This window comes from Pseudomonas sp. Leaf59 (assembly GCF_920984685.1).
Lineage (GTDB): Bacteria > Pseudomonadota > Gammaproteobacteria > Pseudomonadales > Pseudomonadaceae > Aquipseudomonas.
This window is the reverse complement of record NZ_CAKLBR010000001.1, coordinates 94,453-110,709: the sequence shown is the minus strand read 5'-3', so window position 1 is coordinate 110,709 and position 16,257 is coordinate 94,453. Positions and strand designations below refer to the sequence as shown.

Genomic DNA, 16,257 nt, shown 5'->3' with positions numbered 1-16,257 from the left:
TCTCTCCAAGCATTTGAAATGGATCGCACAACCATGAACAACATCGAAGACATCTACTCCCTGTCGCCGACCCAGCACGGTTTGCTGTTTCACAGCGTGGTCGAGCCCGATTCGCGGGTGTACTACCAGCAACTGAGCCTGGACATGCATGGCCCGCTGCAACTGCCGGCGTTTCGCGCCGCCTGGCAGGCCCTGATGCAACGCCACGCGGTATTGCGCAGCGCGTTTCTATGGGAATACCTCGACGATGCCTACCAAGTGGTGCAGTCCGAGCTGAACCTGCCGTTGAGCGAACTCGACTGGCAGGGCCGCAGCGACAGCCACACCGCCCTGCCGCAACTGGCCCTTGAACAACGCGCCGAACCGCTGGAGCTGAACGACGCGCCACTGATGCGCCTGGCCCTGGTGCGCCTCGAACCGCAGCGCTGGCACCTGATCTGGACCTTCCATCACATCATCATGGACGGCTGGAGCGTGGGCATCGCGATCCAGGAATGGCTGGCGCTCTACTACGAACACGCCCACGGCCGCCCGGCCAATCTGCCGCCGACCCGCGCCTACCGCGACTACATCGCCTGGCTGGCCGAGCAGGACATGGCCGCCACCGAAAGCTTCTGGCGCGGGCAGTTGCAGGATGTCAGCGAACCGACCCCGCTGCCCGACTTCGGCCTGCGCCTGGCCCCGCCTGCCGACGCGCCGTGCGCCGAACGCGAACACCGCCTGAGCATCGAGGAAACCGAGCAACTGGCGCAGTTCGCCCGCCGCCATCACCTGACCCTCAACACCTTGATCCAGGGCGCCTGGGCGCTGCTGCTGGGCCAGCACGCCGGGCGCGATGACGTGATCTACGGCGTCACTGTGGCCGGTCGCCCGGAAAACCTGGCCGCCATCGACAGCACCGTCGGCCTGTTCATCAACACCCTGCCCCTGCGCGTGCAATGGTCCGAAGGCCCGGTGCTGGTGGACTGGCTGCAACAGTTGCAGCAAGCCAACAGCGACCTGCGCCACCACGCCTATCTGCCGCTGGGCAAACTCAAGTCGATGAGCCGCATCGCCGCCGAGCAGGCGCTGTTCGACTCGATCCTGGTGTTCGAGAACTTCCCGGTGACCGATGCGCTCAACCAGGACGCCGGTGGCCTGAGCTTCGCCGACCCGAACCGCGAGCACGCAAGCGATGGCCTGACCCTGACCCAGGGGCGCAACCATTTCCCGTTGTCGCTGATCGTGGTGCCGGGCGAGCAGCTGCATTACCTGTTCAGCTACAACCGCAGCCGTTTCAGCGACGAGGAAATCGCCCTGCTGTCGGCGCAATTGCGCACGGTGCTGCTGGCCATGGCCGCGCAGCCGCAGTGCCGGGTTGCGGATCTCGACTGGCTGGGTACGCAGGAGCGCGAGCAACTGCAAGCCCTCGGGCGCGGTGTGGCGCTTGCGGTGCCCGACCTGTGCCTGCATCAGCGCGTTGAACAGCAGGCCGCCGCCGCACCGCAGCAACCGGCGCTGCGCGACCGCAACGGTGTGCTGAGCTACGGCGAACTCGACCAGCGCGCCAACCGCCTTAGCCAGCATCTGTGCGCCCAGGGCATCGGCCGTCACAGCCTGGTGGCGCTGGCGCTGGAGCGCAGCGCCGATTTTGTGATCGCCGTGCTCGCCACCCTCAAGGCCGGCGCCGCCTACCTGCCGCTGGACCTCAAACAACCCGCCGGACGCCTGGCCGACGTGCTGCAGGACAGCCGCGCCGCGCTGTTGATCGGCGCCACGGCAACGCCCCTGCTGACGCGCCTGGGTGAGCACACGCCGCTGCTGTGTCTGGACGCACAGGCCGAAGCGATTGCCGCCCAGCCCGCCAGCGCGCCAGTGGTTTCCCACCGCCTGGATGACGCGGCCTACGTGATCTACACCTCCGGTTCCACCGGCACGCCCAAGGGCGTGGTGGTCGAACACCGCGCCATCGTCGATTACCTGAGCGCGGTGCACAGCGTGCTGCAGCCGCCCGCCGCCGCGCGTTATGGCCTGCTGTCGAGCATTGCCGCCGACCTCGGCCACACCCAGCTGTTCGGCGCGCTGTGCAGCGGCGCGAGCCTGTTGCTGGTGGATGACGAGAGCGCTTTCAGCCCGCTGGCCCTGGCGCAGCTGTTCAGCGAGTTCCCGGTGGACGTGCTGAAAATCACCCCGAGCCACCTCAGCGGGCTGTTGCAGGCACTGCCGGATGCGCGGTTGCTGCCCACGGCCCTGCTGGTGTTTGGCGGCGACGCCCTGAGCCCGGCGCTGCTGGCTCAGGTCAACGCGCTGGCGCCCGGCCTGCGGGTGTTCAACCACTATGGGCCGAGCGAGGCGACGGTGGGTGCGATTGCCACCGAACTCACGGCGGGCCAGCCACGCATTGCCCTCGGCCGGCCGCTGCCGAACCGCCAACTGCGCGTAGTCGACGCCCAGGGGCGCGACGTGGCCACCGGCATCAGCGGCGAACTGCTGATCAGCGGCGCCCTCGCCCGTGGTTACCTGCACCGCGACGACCTGACCGCCGAACGCTTCCACCTGGATGCCCGCCAACAGCGCTGGTACCGCACGGGCGACCGCGTGCGCTGGCTGATTGACGGACAACTGGCGTTCCTCGGCCGCGTTGACAGTCAGGTGAAGATTCGCGGCAATCGCCTGGAATTGGGCGAAGTCGAGGCGCAGATCCGCCGCCTGTCGCCGCTGATCGAACAGGTGGTGGTGCGCGCGCTCGAGCTGGAAGGCAGCCTGCGTCTGGTCGCCTATCTGGTGGCCCGCCAGTCACTGTCGGCGCTCAAGCTGCGCAACGACCTGAGCAGCCGCGTGCCGGACTACATGGTGCCGGCGCACTTCATCACCCTTGATGAACTGCCCCTGACGCGCAACGGCAAGGTCGATGTGCAACGCCTGCCACTGCCCCACGCCACCCGCGACGACAACGCCGATTATGTGGCGCCGCGCAACGACGTCGAACGCCTGCTGGCGGCAATCTGGCAGGACGTGCTCAAGCGCGAACAGGTTGGGGTCAACGACAACTTCTTCGCCATCGGCGGCGATTCGATTCTGAACCTGCAGATCATCGCGCGGGCCAACCAGCAAGGCCTCAAGCTCACCCCACGGCAACTGTTCGAGAACCGCACCGTCGCCGACATCGCCCGTGTGCTCGGCGCCGATGCCAGCCACACCGTGGCGCAGCAGCAAGCCGACGGCTATGCGCTGCCCCTCGGCGCCGGCCAGCGCGCGCGTCTGGAACAGGGCCCGCTGACCGCCACCTGGCGCTGCGTGGCCCTGGCGCAGCCGCTGGACCGTGCCTTGCTCGGCCAGGCCCTGGGCGCCTTGCAGCAGCATCATCAGGCCCTGCGCCTGGGGTTCGACGCGGACTGGCAGCAGCGCGTATTGGCAGCGCCCAAGGCGGCCGCGATCAGCAGCGGCGAATACCTGCCGCACCAGTTGCAGGCCCTGGCCCAGGCCGCGGTCGACGCGCTGGACCTGCACGCCGGGCAAAGCCTGCACGCCAGCCTGCTGGGCGACGCGCACCTGCTGCTGGCCGCGCATCCGCTGTGCGTGGACGACGCCTCGTGGCCGTTGTTGCTCACCGACCTCAATCTGGCGCTGAGCCAGTTGCGCCTGCAACGGCCGGTGCGGCTGTCCTATCACGGCGGCAACTTCACCCCCTGGGCGCGCCATCAGCAAGACCACGCCCACAGCGATGCCCTCGATGACGCCTGGGAACACTGGCTGCAATTTGCCGGGATGGACACGCTGCAACTGCCCGCCAGCCAGCAACCGAGCCAGGTGATCGAACACAGCCTGAGCAGCCAGACCTCCGGCGCCTTGAAACGCCTGGCCGAGGTGCTGCACCTGGACTGGAACAGCCTGCTGGCCACCGCCGTGGCCGAACAGTGCGGCAACGGCCTGCTGGCGCTGGAGCTGTACGCTGCGCGTCCGGCCATTGAGCGCCTGCCGGTGCAGTCGCCCATCGCCCTCGCCGATCTTGAGCCGCAACGCATCATCGGTGCGCTGGACCTGCCGGTGCCGGTGTTCCTGCACACCGACGCCGTCACCGCGCTGCAACGCCTGCACGCCGTGGCCGCGCAACTGCGTGCCTACCCGCAACACGGCGCCGACTATGGCGTGCTGCGCTACCTGTCGGACAACACCTACCTGCAGGAACCGCTGCGCGATCTGCCCACGGCGGATATCGCGATTCACTGGCGCGGCGACCTCGACAGCCACCGCGAAGCCCACGGCGCGCTGGCGCAGGTCACCGCCGCCGACCTGCCGCCGACCACGGCCCATGCCCTGCGCGTCGAAGCCCACTGGCAGGACGGCCAACTGCACCTGCGCTGCGAAGGCCGCTTGGCCGCCGACTGGACCGCGCCACTCGCCGAGCGCCTGGCAAGCCTTGCTGCACTTGCGGCCGCGCCTGAGCTGCGTCCCCACAGCGACGCCTTCCCGCTGTGCCACCGGCAAGCCGCAACCCTCGCCGCCGAGCCGCTGGACTGGTCGAACCTCGAAGACGTCTACCCGTTGTCGTCGATGCAACAGGGCATGCTGCTGCACACCCTGCTGCAGCCCCACAGCGGCATCTACCTGATGCAGCAGCGTTACAGCTGGGACGGCGTGCTGCAACGCGCGGCCATGGAAACGGCCTGGCAGGTCTTCCTCGACCGCCACCCGATGATGCGCACCGCGTTCCGGTGGCAGGACGACCACGAGCCGTTGCAGTGCGTGTACCGCCACACCGCGCCGGCGTTCGACTGGCAGGACCTGCGGCACCTGGATGATGCGCAGCAACGCCTGGCCATGGACCAGGCGCTGGAGGCCCAGCGCGTGCAGGGTTTCGACATGGCCGTGGCGCCGTTGACGCACCTGCGCGTGTTCCAGCTCGATGAGCGCCGATTCGCCGTGGTGCGCAGCTTCCACCATATCCTCACCGATGCCTGGTGCTTCGGCCTGTTGATGGAGGACCTGCTGGCGATCTATCAGGCGGTTGTGCATCAGGAACCGCTGGCGCGCCCGCGCTTTCGCTCGTTCCGCGGCTACATGAGCTGGCTGGAACGCCAGGACATGGCCGCCGCGCATGCATTCTGGCAAGCGGACCTGGCCGGTTTCAGCGAGCCCACGCCGTTGCACCTGGACAGCGCCCTGGCCCGCGCGGAACAAGCACCGGAAGCGGTCGGCGACCTCGACCAGACCCTGAGCATCAGCCAGACCCAACGGTTGCAGCAGCTGTGCCAGCACTACCAATTGACGCCCAACACTTGGATCCAGGGCGCCTGGGCCTTGCTGTTGTCGCGCTACAGCGGCAATCGCGACGTGCTGTTCGGCGTCACCGTGGCCGGTCGCCCCACCGAGCTTGCCGGCGTCGAGGAAATGGTCGGGCTGTTCATCAACAGCCTGCCGCTGCGCCTCGACGTCGACCCCGAAGCGCCGGTCGCCGGCTGGTTGCAGGCGCTGCTGTCGCACAATGCGCGGCTGCGTGAACACGAAAGTGCCTCGCTGGTGGATATCCAGCGCAGCAGCGGCGTGCCGCGCGGGCAGCAGCTGTTCGACAGCCTGGTGGTGTTCGAAAACGCGCCGCTGGACATCAGCAGCGTGCAGCTGGACGCCTTCAGCATCGACATCTATGAAGACCGCGTGCACACCAACTTCCCGATGACCGTGGTGCTGTACCCCGGCGACCGCCTGGGCATTCGCCTGTCCTATGACAGCCAGCGGTTCAGCGCCGACAGCGTGCAGCGCATGCTCGGGCACCTGGTGCAGTTGTTGTCAAGCATGCTCGAGGCCCCCGAGGCAACGCTGGGCAGCCTGCACATGCTGGCGCCCGCCGAGCGTCAGCAACTGCAGGTGGAGTGGAACCGCAGCGCGGTCGACTTCCCGCTGACCGAGGGTTACGCCGCCTTGTTCGCCGAGCAGGTGCGCCGCCGGCCGCAGCAGATCGCCGCCGTGCACGGGCAGGAGTCCCTGACCTACGCCGAACTGGACCGCCGCGCCAACGCCGTCGCCCATGCTCTGCACAGCGCCGGTGCCGGCCCGGAAACCCTGGTGGCGCTGTTTGCCGAGCGCGGCCTGAGCTTGCTGACCCTGATGCTCGGCACGCTCAAGGCCGGTGCCGCGTTCCAGGCGCTGGACATCCAGCAGCCGGCCGCGCGCCTGGCCGAGCTGCTGAACCTGGGCGAAGCGCCGCTTTTACTGGTGTGCGACAGCGCCAGCGGCGTGCTGGAGGGCGTGCTGCCGCAGGTGCTCAAGCAGCCGACCTGCCTGGTTGCGCAAACGCTGTGGCAAGGCGAGGCCCGGCCCGCGGTGACTTACGCGCACAACCCCGACCAGTTGGCCTATGTGATTTTCACCTCGGGTTCCACCGGTACGCCCAAAGGCGTGATGGTGGAACAGCGCGGCATGCTCAATAACATCTTTGGCAAGGTGCCGGCCCTGGGCCTGTGCGAACACGACCGCATCGCCCAGACCGCCTCCGCCGCGTTCGATATTTGCGTATGGCAGTTCCTCGCCGCGCCGCTGGTGGGCGCCACCGTGCATATCCTGCCGGACGCCCAGGCCCATGACCCGCAGGCCTTGCTCGATGCGGTGCAAGCGCAGCAGCTGACCCTGCTGGAAACCGTGCCCGCGCTGATTCGCGGCCTGTTGCAGGAAGCCCGCGACGAGCACCGCCTGCCCAGCTTGCGCTGGCTGCTGCCGACCGGCGAGGCACTGCCGCCGGCGTTGGCCCGGGACTGGTTTGCGCGCTTCCCGACGATCCCGTTGATGAACGCCTACGGCCCTGCCGAGTGTTCGGATGACGTGGCGTTTTACCCGATCACCCAGGCACCGGACGCTGACTGCCTGCACATGCCGATTGGCCGACCGACCGCGAACAACCAGGTGTTTGTGCTCGACAGCGCGCTGCGCAGCGTGCCCATCGGCGTGCCGGGCGAACTGTGCATCGGTGGCGTCGGCGTCGGCCGTGGCTACCTGCGCGACCCGCAACGCACCCGCGAAGCCTTCGTTGACCATCCGTTCGAGCCGGGCGCGCGCCTCTACCGCAGCGGCGATATCGGCCGCCTGCGCGCCGATGGCGTGCTCGAATACCTGGGCCGGCGCGATCAGCAGGTGAAGATTCGTGGCCATCGCATCGAACTGGGCGAGATCGAAAACCGCCTGATGCAGCACCCGGCCGTGCAGAGCGCAGCAGTGCTGGCCCTGCCGGATGCCCGTGGTGCGCTGCAACTGGTGGCGTTCCATGTGCTCGACAGCGCTTTTGATGGCGATGCGCAGTCGGTCCTGAGCGCCCATTTGGCCGCGCAACTGGCCAACTACATGGTGCCGGCGCGCTGGGTGGAACTGGCGCAGCTTCCGCTGAATGCCAACGGCAAGGTCGACCGTCGGGCTCTCGCCGCGCTGGAGGTGCCCCAGGCCGCAGCCGCCGATGGCGTGTCGATTGCCCCCCGCACCCCGACCGAAAAAGTGCTGGCCGAGCTGTGGCAGGCCATTCTCGGCGTGCCCAGTGTCAGCGTGCACGATGACTTCTTTGCCATTGGCGGCCACTCGCTGCTGGCCACGCAGATGCTCTCGCGCATTCGCCGCCGCTTGAACGTCAGCCTGCCGCTGCGCGTGCTGTTCGAAGGCGGCACCCTTGAGCACCTGGCGCAGGTGGTGGATCAACAGGCCCAGGTGGCCGACGAGGACGAGATCGTGCCGGTGTCGCGCAACCGACCGCTGGCGCTGTCCTACGCCCAGCAACGGCTGTGGTTCCTCGACCGTTTCGAGGGGCCGAACGCGGCCTACAACATGTCCAGCGTGGTGCGCCTGCGTGGCGCACTGGATATCGCCGCCTTGCAACAGGCGTTGCAGCGGGTGCTGGAACGGCATGAATCGCTGCGCACCCGCTTTGACTTGCACGGCGACCAGCCGTGCCAGGTGATCCATCCCGCGCCGACGCTCGACCTCACGCCGCTCACGGTACAGCCGCAAGCCCTGCAGGCAGTGATCGATCAACAGTCGGCGCAGCCGTTTGATCTGCAGCAGGCGCCGATGCTGCGCGCGCATTTGCTGCACCTGGGCGCAGATGACCATGTGTTGCAACTGGTGCTGCACCATATCGCCACGGACGCCTGGTCCATGGGCATCCTGATTCAGGAATTGATCACCGGTTACCAGGCCTACGCCAGCGGCACCACGCCGGTGTTTACCGCGTTGCCGATCCAGTACGCCGATTACGCCCAGTGGCAGCGCAGTGAAGCGCAACAGCGCCAATTGGCGCGTGCCATCGACTATTGGCGGCGCCAGCTCGACGGCGCGCCGATGCTGATCCCGTTGCCGCTGGATGCGCCGCGTCCGGCCCAGCCGGATTATCAAGGCGCGCTGTTGACCCAGCATTTCACCCCGGCCCAGACCCAGGTGCTCAAGGCGTATGCCCAGGCCCACAAGGCGACGCTGTTTATGCTGTTGCTCAATGCGTTCAACAGCCTGTTGCAGCGGGCCACCGGCGCCAATGACTTTATCGTCGGCACGGACCTGGCCAACCGCGAGCAGGCGGCGCTGGAAAACCTGATCGGTTTCTTCGTCAACGTGCTGCCGATCCGCGCACGGCTGGATGCCGGCGATACCTTCGACAGCCGCCTGCAACGCCTGCGCGAGGATTGCCTGGCCGCGTTCCAGCACCAGCAGGTGCCGTTCGACAAGCTGGTGGAGGCGCTGCAACCGCCGCGCACTCCGGGCGTCAACCCGCTGGTGCAGGTGCTGTTCGTGATGCAGAACACCCCGCAGGGCACGGCCAGCCTGGCGGACCTGGCGGTGGAACACCTGGCGCCGCAGCAGCAGACCAGCAAGTTCGACCTGGCCGTGTTTGTCGAGGAAGACGACAGCGGCCTGCAGGTGCGCTGGGTGTATCGCACCAGCGTATTGCAGGCGCACACCGTTGAACGCCTGGAGCAAGGCTTTGCGCAACTGCTCGACAGCCTGACGTTGCAGGACTGGACGTGGCGCCTGCACGCGGACGCCCCGGCGGCCATCGATGAGACCCAAGCGCGCAGCGAGCGCAAGCAGTCGAAGATGAGCAAGCTGAAGAACACCCGCGCCACCGCCGTCAGCCAACTGGCCCACGAACAGGTGCGCACCCGCACCCTGGGCGAGGCGCAACCGCTGCCGCTGGTGATCGAACCGTTGCTGGCAGACCTCGACCCGGTGCACTGGGCGGTGCAGGCGCGCGAGTGGATCAATGCGCAGTTGCGCACCCACGGCGGCCTGCTGTTTCGCGGGTTCAACCTGCCGGATGCCGCCGCTTTCGAGCAGTTCGCCCAGGCCATCGAGCGGGACCTGTACGGCACCTACGGCGACCTGCCGAAGAATAAATCCGGCAAGAATATCTACCACTCCACACCGTACCCGGAACAGCACATGATCCTGTTCCACAACGAGAGCTCGCACATGGCGCAATGGCCGCGCAAGCAGTGGTTCTTCTGCGAGATCCCGGCGCCACGGGGCGGTTGCACGCCGATCGTCGACTGCCGCCAGGTGCTGGCGCAGTTGCCGCCGGACATCGTCGAGCGCTTCAAGGCCCTGGGCCTTTTGTATGTGCGGCACTTCACCGACAAGCTGGACGTGCGCTGGCAGGACTTCTTCAAGACCGAGCAGCGCGAAGAGGTCGAGCGTCAGTGCCGCCAAGCGGGCATGCAGTGGGAGTGGCTGGGTGCGGACAACCTGAAGATCGCCCAGCAATGCCCGGCGATTGTGGCGCACCCGGACACCGGCGAAGCGTCGTTTTTCAACCAGGTGCAGTTGCACCACAGCGCCTGCCTGGAGCCGGAGGTGCGCAGCAACCTGATCAACCTGTTCGGCGCCGGCAACCTGCCGCGCAACGTGTATTACGGCGATGGCAGCGTGATCGAAGACGCGGTAATGGACGTGATCGGCGCCGCGTACGAGGCCTGTGCGGTGCGCTTTGCCTGGCACAAGGGCGACATGGTGATGCTCGACAATATGCTGGTGGCCCATGCCCGCGACCCGTTTGAAGGCGAGCGCAAAATCTGCGTGGCCATGGGGCAGATGATGAACCGCGAACAACTGGGGGAACAGCCATGAGCAACCACGAAGCAGCGTTCGCCCTGTCGCCACAGCAACGCAGCCAATGGCTGGCGAATGCGCCGCCGGCCCGTCTGGTGCTGGAGGTGCGTGGCGCCACCGCGCTGGCGCAGTTGCGTGAGCGGCTGGCGACGCTGGCACAGGTGCATGACGCATTGCGCCTGCACACTCGGCCCGAGCCGGGGATGCAGGTGCCGTTGCAACGCGTCGCCGCCGCAAGCGTGGTCAGCATCGACGTGCAGGCGCTGGACGCCGAGGTGCAACGGGTGACCTTGCAACTGCCCGCGCTGGCGGCCGACCGTGGCACGCTGCTGCGCCTGGCGCAGGCGCTGGGTTCGGCGCAGGCACTGGATTTGGCGCAGCCGCCGCTGGCTGACGCCGAGGCGATGACCTACACCCAGTACAGCGCCTGGATTCACGACCTGCAGGCGGATGACGACGCGGCGCAGGGACGCCAGTACTGGGCCGATCTGGCCCTGGGCCAACAGGCCGGCACCGAGCTGCTGTACCGCGAAGTGCGCAGCGACAAGGCCGACACGCCGCTGACCACCTGCGTGATGCTCGACCCCGCGTTGATCGCTGCGTTGCACGCCCAGGCCGCCCCCGCCGAACACCTGCTGATGGCCGCCTGGGGCGTGCTGTTGCAGCGGTTGAGCGCCACTGACAGCCCGGCTCTCACCCTTAACTGGGTGCATGACTGCCGTGACGACTACGAAGAACTGGCCGACTGCTGGGGATTGTTCGCCAAGGCCCTGCCGCTGCCGTGGCAGCCGGCGCTGGAGCGTCCGTTCGGCGAGGCCCTGGCGGCGCTGCAAAGACGTTGTGAGGACGTCGGCGAATGGCAGGAATACTCGCCGGCCGACATCGCGTCACCTTATGGTTTCCAGTGGAGCCCGGCGCTGGATGCGCCCGCCAGCCCGTTCAAGGTGCTGGAAGTGTGTGCAATCCCGGCCGGCATGGAGCTGCTGCTGATCGCCGAAGATCAGCGCCTGACGCTCTGCCATCAGGCCAACCGTTACAGCACCCGGGCCGCTGCAACCCTGCTGGAACAACTGCAATCGCTGCTGCTGGACGCCCTCGCCCACCCCGCCACCCCGCTGGGCGAACTGTCGCTGGCGGCGCCGGGCTTTGCGGCGACACTCGCGGCACGCCAGCAGCGCGTCACGCCGCCATTCGCCAGCGTGCCGGCGCGCTTCAACGCCTGCGCCGCAGGCTTTGCCGAACACCTGGCCCTGCGCGATCCGCACCAGCACCTGAGCTACGCCGAGCTGCACGCGCGCAGCAACCAATTGGCGCATTACCTGCGCAGCCAGGGCATCGGCCGTGAGGACCGCGTGGCGCTGTACCTGGACCGTTCGGCACCGATGGTGCTGGCGATGCTCGCCGTGCTCAAGAGCGGCGCGGCCTTTGTGCCGCTGGACGTGCACCAGCCCGCGCAACGCTCCCTGGCGATCCTGCAACAGGCGCAGCCGCGCTTTGTGCTGACTGGGGCCGCCGGCAGCGCGCCGCTGCTGGCGTCGATGGGCAGCCTCGACCTGCGCGACACCGCCGTGTGGCAACAGGCGCCCATGACCGACCTGGGCGACGACGTGCTGCCCACGGATGCGGCCTATGTGTTGTTCACCTCGGGCAGCACCGGCGTGCCCAAGGGCGTGATCGTCGAGCACGCGCAACTGGCCAGTTATGTCTCCAGCGTGGCCGCGCGCCTGCAGCTGCAAGCCGGCGAACGCAGCGCCGTGGTCACCTCCCTGGCCGCCGACCTGGGTTACACCCTGCTGTTTCCCGCCTTGCTCAGCGGCGGCGAACTGCACCTGCTGGACAAGACCACCGCGATGGACGCCCAAGCCTGGGCCGCCTGGCAGGCGCAGTACCCGGTCGACCATCTGAAAATCGTGCCGTCGCTGCTCGATGCCTGGCTGATGCACGCACAAAGCGCAGCCGTGCTGCCGCGCAGGCAACTGATCCTCGGCGGCGAGAGCTGTTCGCGGCGCCTGCTGCAGTCGATCCGCCAGTTCGCGCCGACGCTGACGCTGTTCAACCACTACGGGCCGACGGAAGCCACCGTCGGCGTGGCCATGCACAGGCTGGACCCGGCCTGTGACTACCGCCGCCTGCCGCTGGATGATCGGCTCGACGGCATGCGTTTGTATCTGCTGGATGAACAGCAGCAACTCGCGGCGCCGGGGCAGCACGCCGAACTGTATATCGCCGGGCCGCACCTGGCGCGCGGCTATCTCGACGCGCCCCACACCGCCGAGCGCTTTATCGAGCGCGACGGCGAGCGGCTGTACCGCACCGGCGACCGTGCGCGCTATCGCCACGACGCCAGCCTGGAAATCACCGGCCGTAGCGACCGCCAGGTCAAGGTGCGCGGGTTTCGCATCGAGCTTGACGAGATCCAGGCGCAGCTTGCCGGCCTGCCGGGCGTGGCCCAGGCGGCGGTGGAGTGCCTGCCCAAGGGTGAACTGGGCCCGCAACTGTTTGCCTTCGTGACCCTGGCGCCGGGGCACTCGGTGAGCGTGGCGCAATTGCATGGCCAGGCCCAGGACCGCCTGCCGGACTACATGCTGCCGAGCCTGCGCATCGTCGAGGCGTTGCCGCTGATGGGCAACGGCAAGCTCGACCGCAAGACCCTGCAGCAATGGGCCGATCAGGTGCAGGGCGGCGTCGGCGGTGCATTGCCGCGCACGCCGCTGGAGGCGCTGCTGGCCGAGACCTGGGCGCAGGTGCTGGGCCTGGAGCGGGTGGGCATCGAAGATGATTTCTTTGCCTTGGGCGGGCATTCGTTGGCGGCGGTCAGCCTGGCCAGCCGCCTGCAGACGGTACTGGCGGCGCCGGTTACGGTGAACGCGGTGTTCAATGCACCGAGCGTGGCGACCTTTGCCGCACTGGTGCAGGCCGAATTCAAGCTGTCGCCACTGGTGCGCCTGTCGGCGCCGGGCGCAGGGGCGAATCTGTTCTGTTTTCACCCGTCCACCGGGCATGTGCAGGATTACCGCGCGCTGCTGCCCCATCTGCCGCACTGGCAACTGTGGGGGTTGCAAAAACTGGGTGACGACGACACGGTGGACGGCGGCGATATCGAAGGGCTCGCGGCGCGCTATATCGAGTACATGCGTGCTCAGCAGCCGCACGGGCCCTATCACTTGCTGGGCTTTTCCCTCGGCGGGCTGCTGGCGATCACCGCTGCAGCGCAGCTGGAGCGGTGCGGCGAACAGGTGGCGTTTCTCGGCATCCTCGACTCGCAGTACGCGCGCAGCGCCGATGAAGACAGCATCGAGACCTTGCTGGCCGACGCCACGCAGGCGCTCACGGCCAACAGCCAGGCGCTACTGCGCGGCTTACCGGCGCAGGCGCTGGCCGAGTTGACCGCACAACTGGCTGCCCTGCCCGCCGCGCAGCGCCTGCCCGCCCTCGCGCAATGGGCGCAGCAGCAAGGTCTGCAGCTCGACGGCGACAGCTGGGAACACCTGCACACGCGGCTTGGCCATCAGCAACAGACCCGCCAGTTGCTCGCCAGCTTCCAGCCGCCACGGCTGCACTGCCCGGTGCAGGTGTGGTGGGCGGACGCCACGCTGGGCGCGGCGGATTTTGCCGACCCGCAGTGGCAACAGTTAAGCAGCGGCGCGTACACCCGTGAAGTGGTGCAGGCGCAGCACTTGAACATCCTTGCGCAACCCTCGGTGCATCAACAGCTGGCGGCCGGCCTTGCGGCCCTGGCGACAGACGGAGCAGTTTGAATGGATTTGCTGATACTCATGGCCAAGCGCTCGTGGCGCGCCCTGCTGGTAGCAACGCTGACCGGGCTGGCCTGCGGCCTCGCGGCGGCCGGGTTGATCGCGATGATCAACCACAGCCTCACGGTGTTCGACCAGTTGCGCCCGATGGACGGCCTGTACTTCGGCGCGCTGGTGCTGCTGGTGGCGGTGTCACGGATCATTTCCGACATCAGCCTGCTGCGCCTGGGCCAGGCGGCGGTCAACGATATGCGCCTGCACCTGAGCGCCAAACTGATCGACACGCCCTACGCGCAATTGCAGCGCCTGGGCAAACACCGGCTGCTGGCGGTGCTGACCGACGACACGCAAACCATCAGCCAGGCGGTGGAGCTGGTGCCGGTGCTGCTGGTCAACGGCGGGATCATCCTCGCCTGCCTCGGTTACCTGGGCTGGTTGAGCCTGCCGTTGCTGGGCCTCACGGTGTTGCTGATCGTGCTCGGCAGCCTGAGTTTCAACTGGCCGCAGCGCAAGGCGCTGACCTCGATCTCCCGCGCGCGCGAGCTCAAGGACCAGTTGTTCGAGCACTATCGGCTGCTCACCGATGGCAGCAAGGAGCTGCAGCTGAACCATCCGCGTCGCCAGCACTTTTTCAGCCGCCTGCTGCTGCCGACCAGCCAGCAGTACCGGCGCGACTTCGTGCGTGGCATGAGCATTTACGCGGTGGTGCTCAACTGGGGCAACGCGGTGTTCTACCTGCTGATCGGCGTGGTGCTGTTCGTGGCGCCGCGCTTTATCGACCTGAGCGTGAGCCTGGTGACAGGCTATATCCTCGCGATTCTGTACATGATCACGCCGCTCTCGGAACTGATGCACGCGGTGCCGACCCTGGGCCGCGCCAGCGTTGCGCTGAACAAGATCCGCGCGCTCGAGGGCCAGATGCACGGCGCCGAGGAAAGCCTGGAAACCTTCGCGCCAACGCGCGTGCGCAGCCTGGTGTGCCGTGACGTCACCCACACCTACTACCGCGAGCGCGAGGACGGGCATTTCACCCTGGGGCCGATCAGCGTCACCTTGAAGGCCGGCGAAGTGGTGTTCATCGCTGGCGGCAATGGCAGCGGCAAGACCACCCTGGCGCTGCTGTTGACCGGCCTGTATCGCCCGGAGAGCGGTGAGGTGATGCTGGACGAGCAAGTGTCTTCAAGCGCTGACAACCACCATTTTCGCCAGCACTTCTCGGCGATTTTCACCGACTTCTGCCTGTTCGAAAACCTGTTCGACGGCGACAACCCGAAGCTGGTGCAGCAGGCGCAGGATTACCTGGTGCACCTGCAACTGGATCACAAAGTGCAGATCGAACAGGGCCGCCTGACCACGCTGGCGCTGTCCACCGGGCAACGCAAACGCCTGGCGTTGCTCAGTGCCTATCTGGATGACCGACCGTGCTACCTGTTCGATGAGTGGGCGGCGGATCAGGACCCGGTGTTCAAGCACTTTTTCTACACGCGGATCCTGGCCGACCTGCGTGGACGGGGCAAGCTGGTGATCGTGATTTCCCATGACGACGCGTATTTCGGCCTCGCCGACCGCCTGCTGCGCATCGAACACGGGCGCCTGAGTGAGGCGCCGCTGGCAGCCGGCGTGGCGCTGGAAGCTCAGTCGTAGAGCGAGTGCAGGTAACTGACCTGCTCGGCCAGTGGCAAACGGTGCAGTTTGGGGCAGGATTCGCACAGCACCAGCGGTTCACCTTCCACCAGCGGGTGCAGTTGATAGTGCAGGCAGCAATGCCGACGCAGCGGCAGCTGCGGGCAAATCTCGGGGGCGGGCGACGGCACCTGGCGTTGCAGGCCGCGCAATTTCAGGCGGCCGTGGTTGACGCTGACCGGTTCCAGCCAGCGGTGCGCTTCGGCAAAGCCTGGGCGGGACAGGTCCGGGTCGAGCCGGGCGAAGGCACCGTCCCAGATCGCGACAAAATTGCCCCACAGGATCTTCGGCGCCAGGCCCCCGGCCAGCGCCAGGGTGGCGAACAGGGGCGCGAGGTGCTCGTGCACCCAGCGCGAAAAGTAGTCGGCCCGCTCGGCGGCGGCAAGGGCTGGCAAGCGCGTGGCAAAGTGCAACGCCAGCGGCTGACCGGCGTCCAGGCGCAACACGCTGTCGTCGCTCCAGAAGTCGATGGCCTGCTCGCGGGTGAGCACGCAGGCCAGGGTGGCCGGCACCACGATGCTCATGTAGTTCATCGACCACTGCGACACCACCGCCGCGTTGTTGACGCCGGGGTAACGCAGGGCGAACTCGGCAAGCACCGGCTGCAGCAACGCCGGCTCGGCGACGCGGCTCAGCGCGAGAAAAGGCTGGTCATTCGCGTCAAGCTGGATGACCCGCTGAATCGGCGGCCACGCCTGCTTGAGCCATTCTGGAAATTCGATACCGATGCTCCTGTGGCTTTCCCTTATGAATGCAAGCGATT

4 protein-coding genes are annotated in these 16,257 nt (G+C 67.3%); 3 read left to right on the top strand and 1 reads right to left on the bottom strand.

Going from position 1 to position 16,257, the window contains the following annotated elements; translation table 11 throughout:
• Positions 1-33: 33 nt before the first annotated feature.
• Genes LUB09_RS00450 through LUB09_RS00440 form a run of 3 tightly spaced genes read left to right on the top strand, consistent with a single transcriptional unit; the run spans position 34 to position 15,455 of the window.
• Positions 34-10,074: a non-ribosomal peptide synthetase gene (locus LUB09_RS00450; RefSeq protein ID WP_231421250.1), complete on the top strand. Its 10,041-nt coding sequence runs from the start codon at positions 34-36 to the stop codon at positions 10,072-10,074.
• Positions 10,071-13,814, top strand: a complete 3,744-nt coding sequence (locus LUB09_RS00445; protein ID WP_231421247.1) for a non-ribosomal peptide synthetase — start codon at positions 10,071-10,073, stop codon at positions 13,812-13,814. The genes LUB09_RS00450 and LUB09_RS00445 overlap by 4 nt, the downstream gene beginning before the upstream one ends.
• Positions 13,815-15,455 (top strand): cyclic peptide export ABC transporter, encoded by a 1,641-nt coding sequence (locus LUB09_RS00440; RefSeq protein WP_231421243.1) that lies wholly within the window; start codon positions 13,815-13,817, stop codon positions 15,453-15,455.
• Here the strand turns inward: LUB09_RS00440 and fhuF are convergent.
• A complete protein-coding gene (gene fhuF / locus LUB09_RS00435) occupies positions 15,446-16,102 on the bottom strand; it encodes a siderophore-iron reductase FhuF (RefSeq protein WP_231421400.1) in 657 nt (218 codons plus the stop codon). The two genes, LUB09_RS00440 and fhuF, sit on opposite strands and share 10 nt — an antisense overlap.
• Between the last annotated feature and the right edge of the window lie 155 nt (positions 16,103-16,257).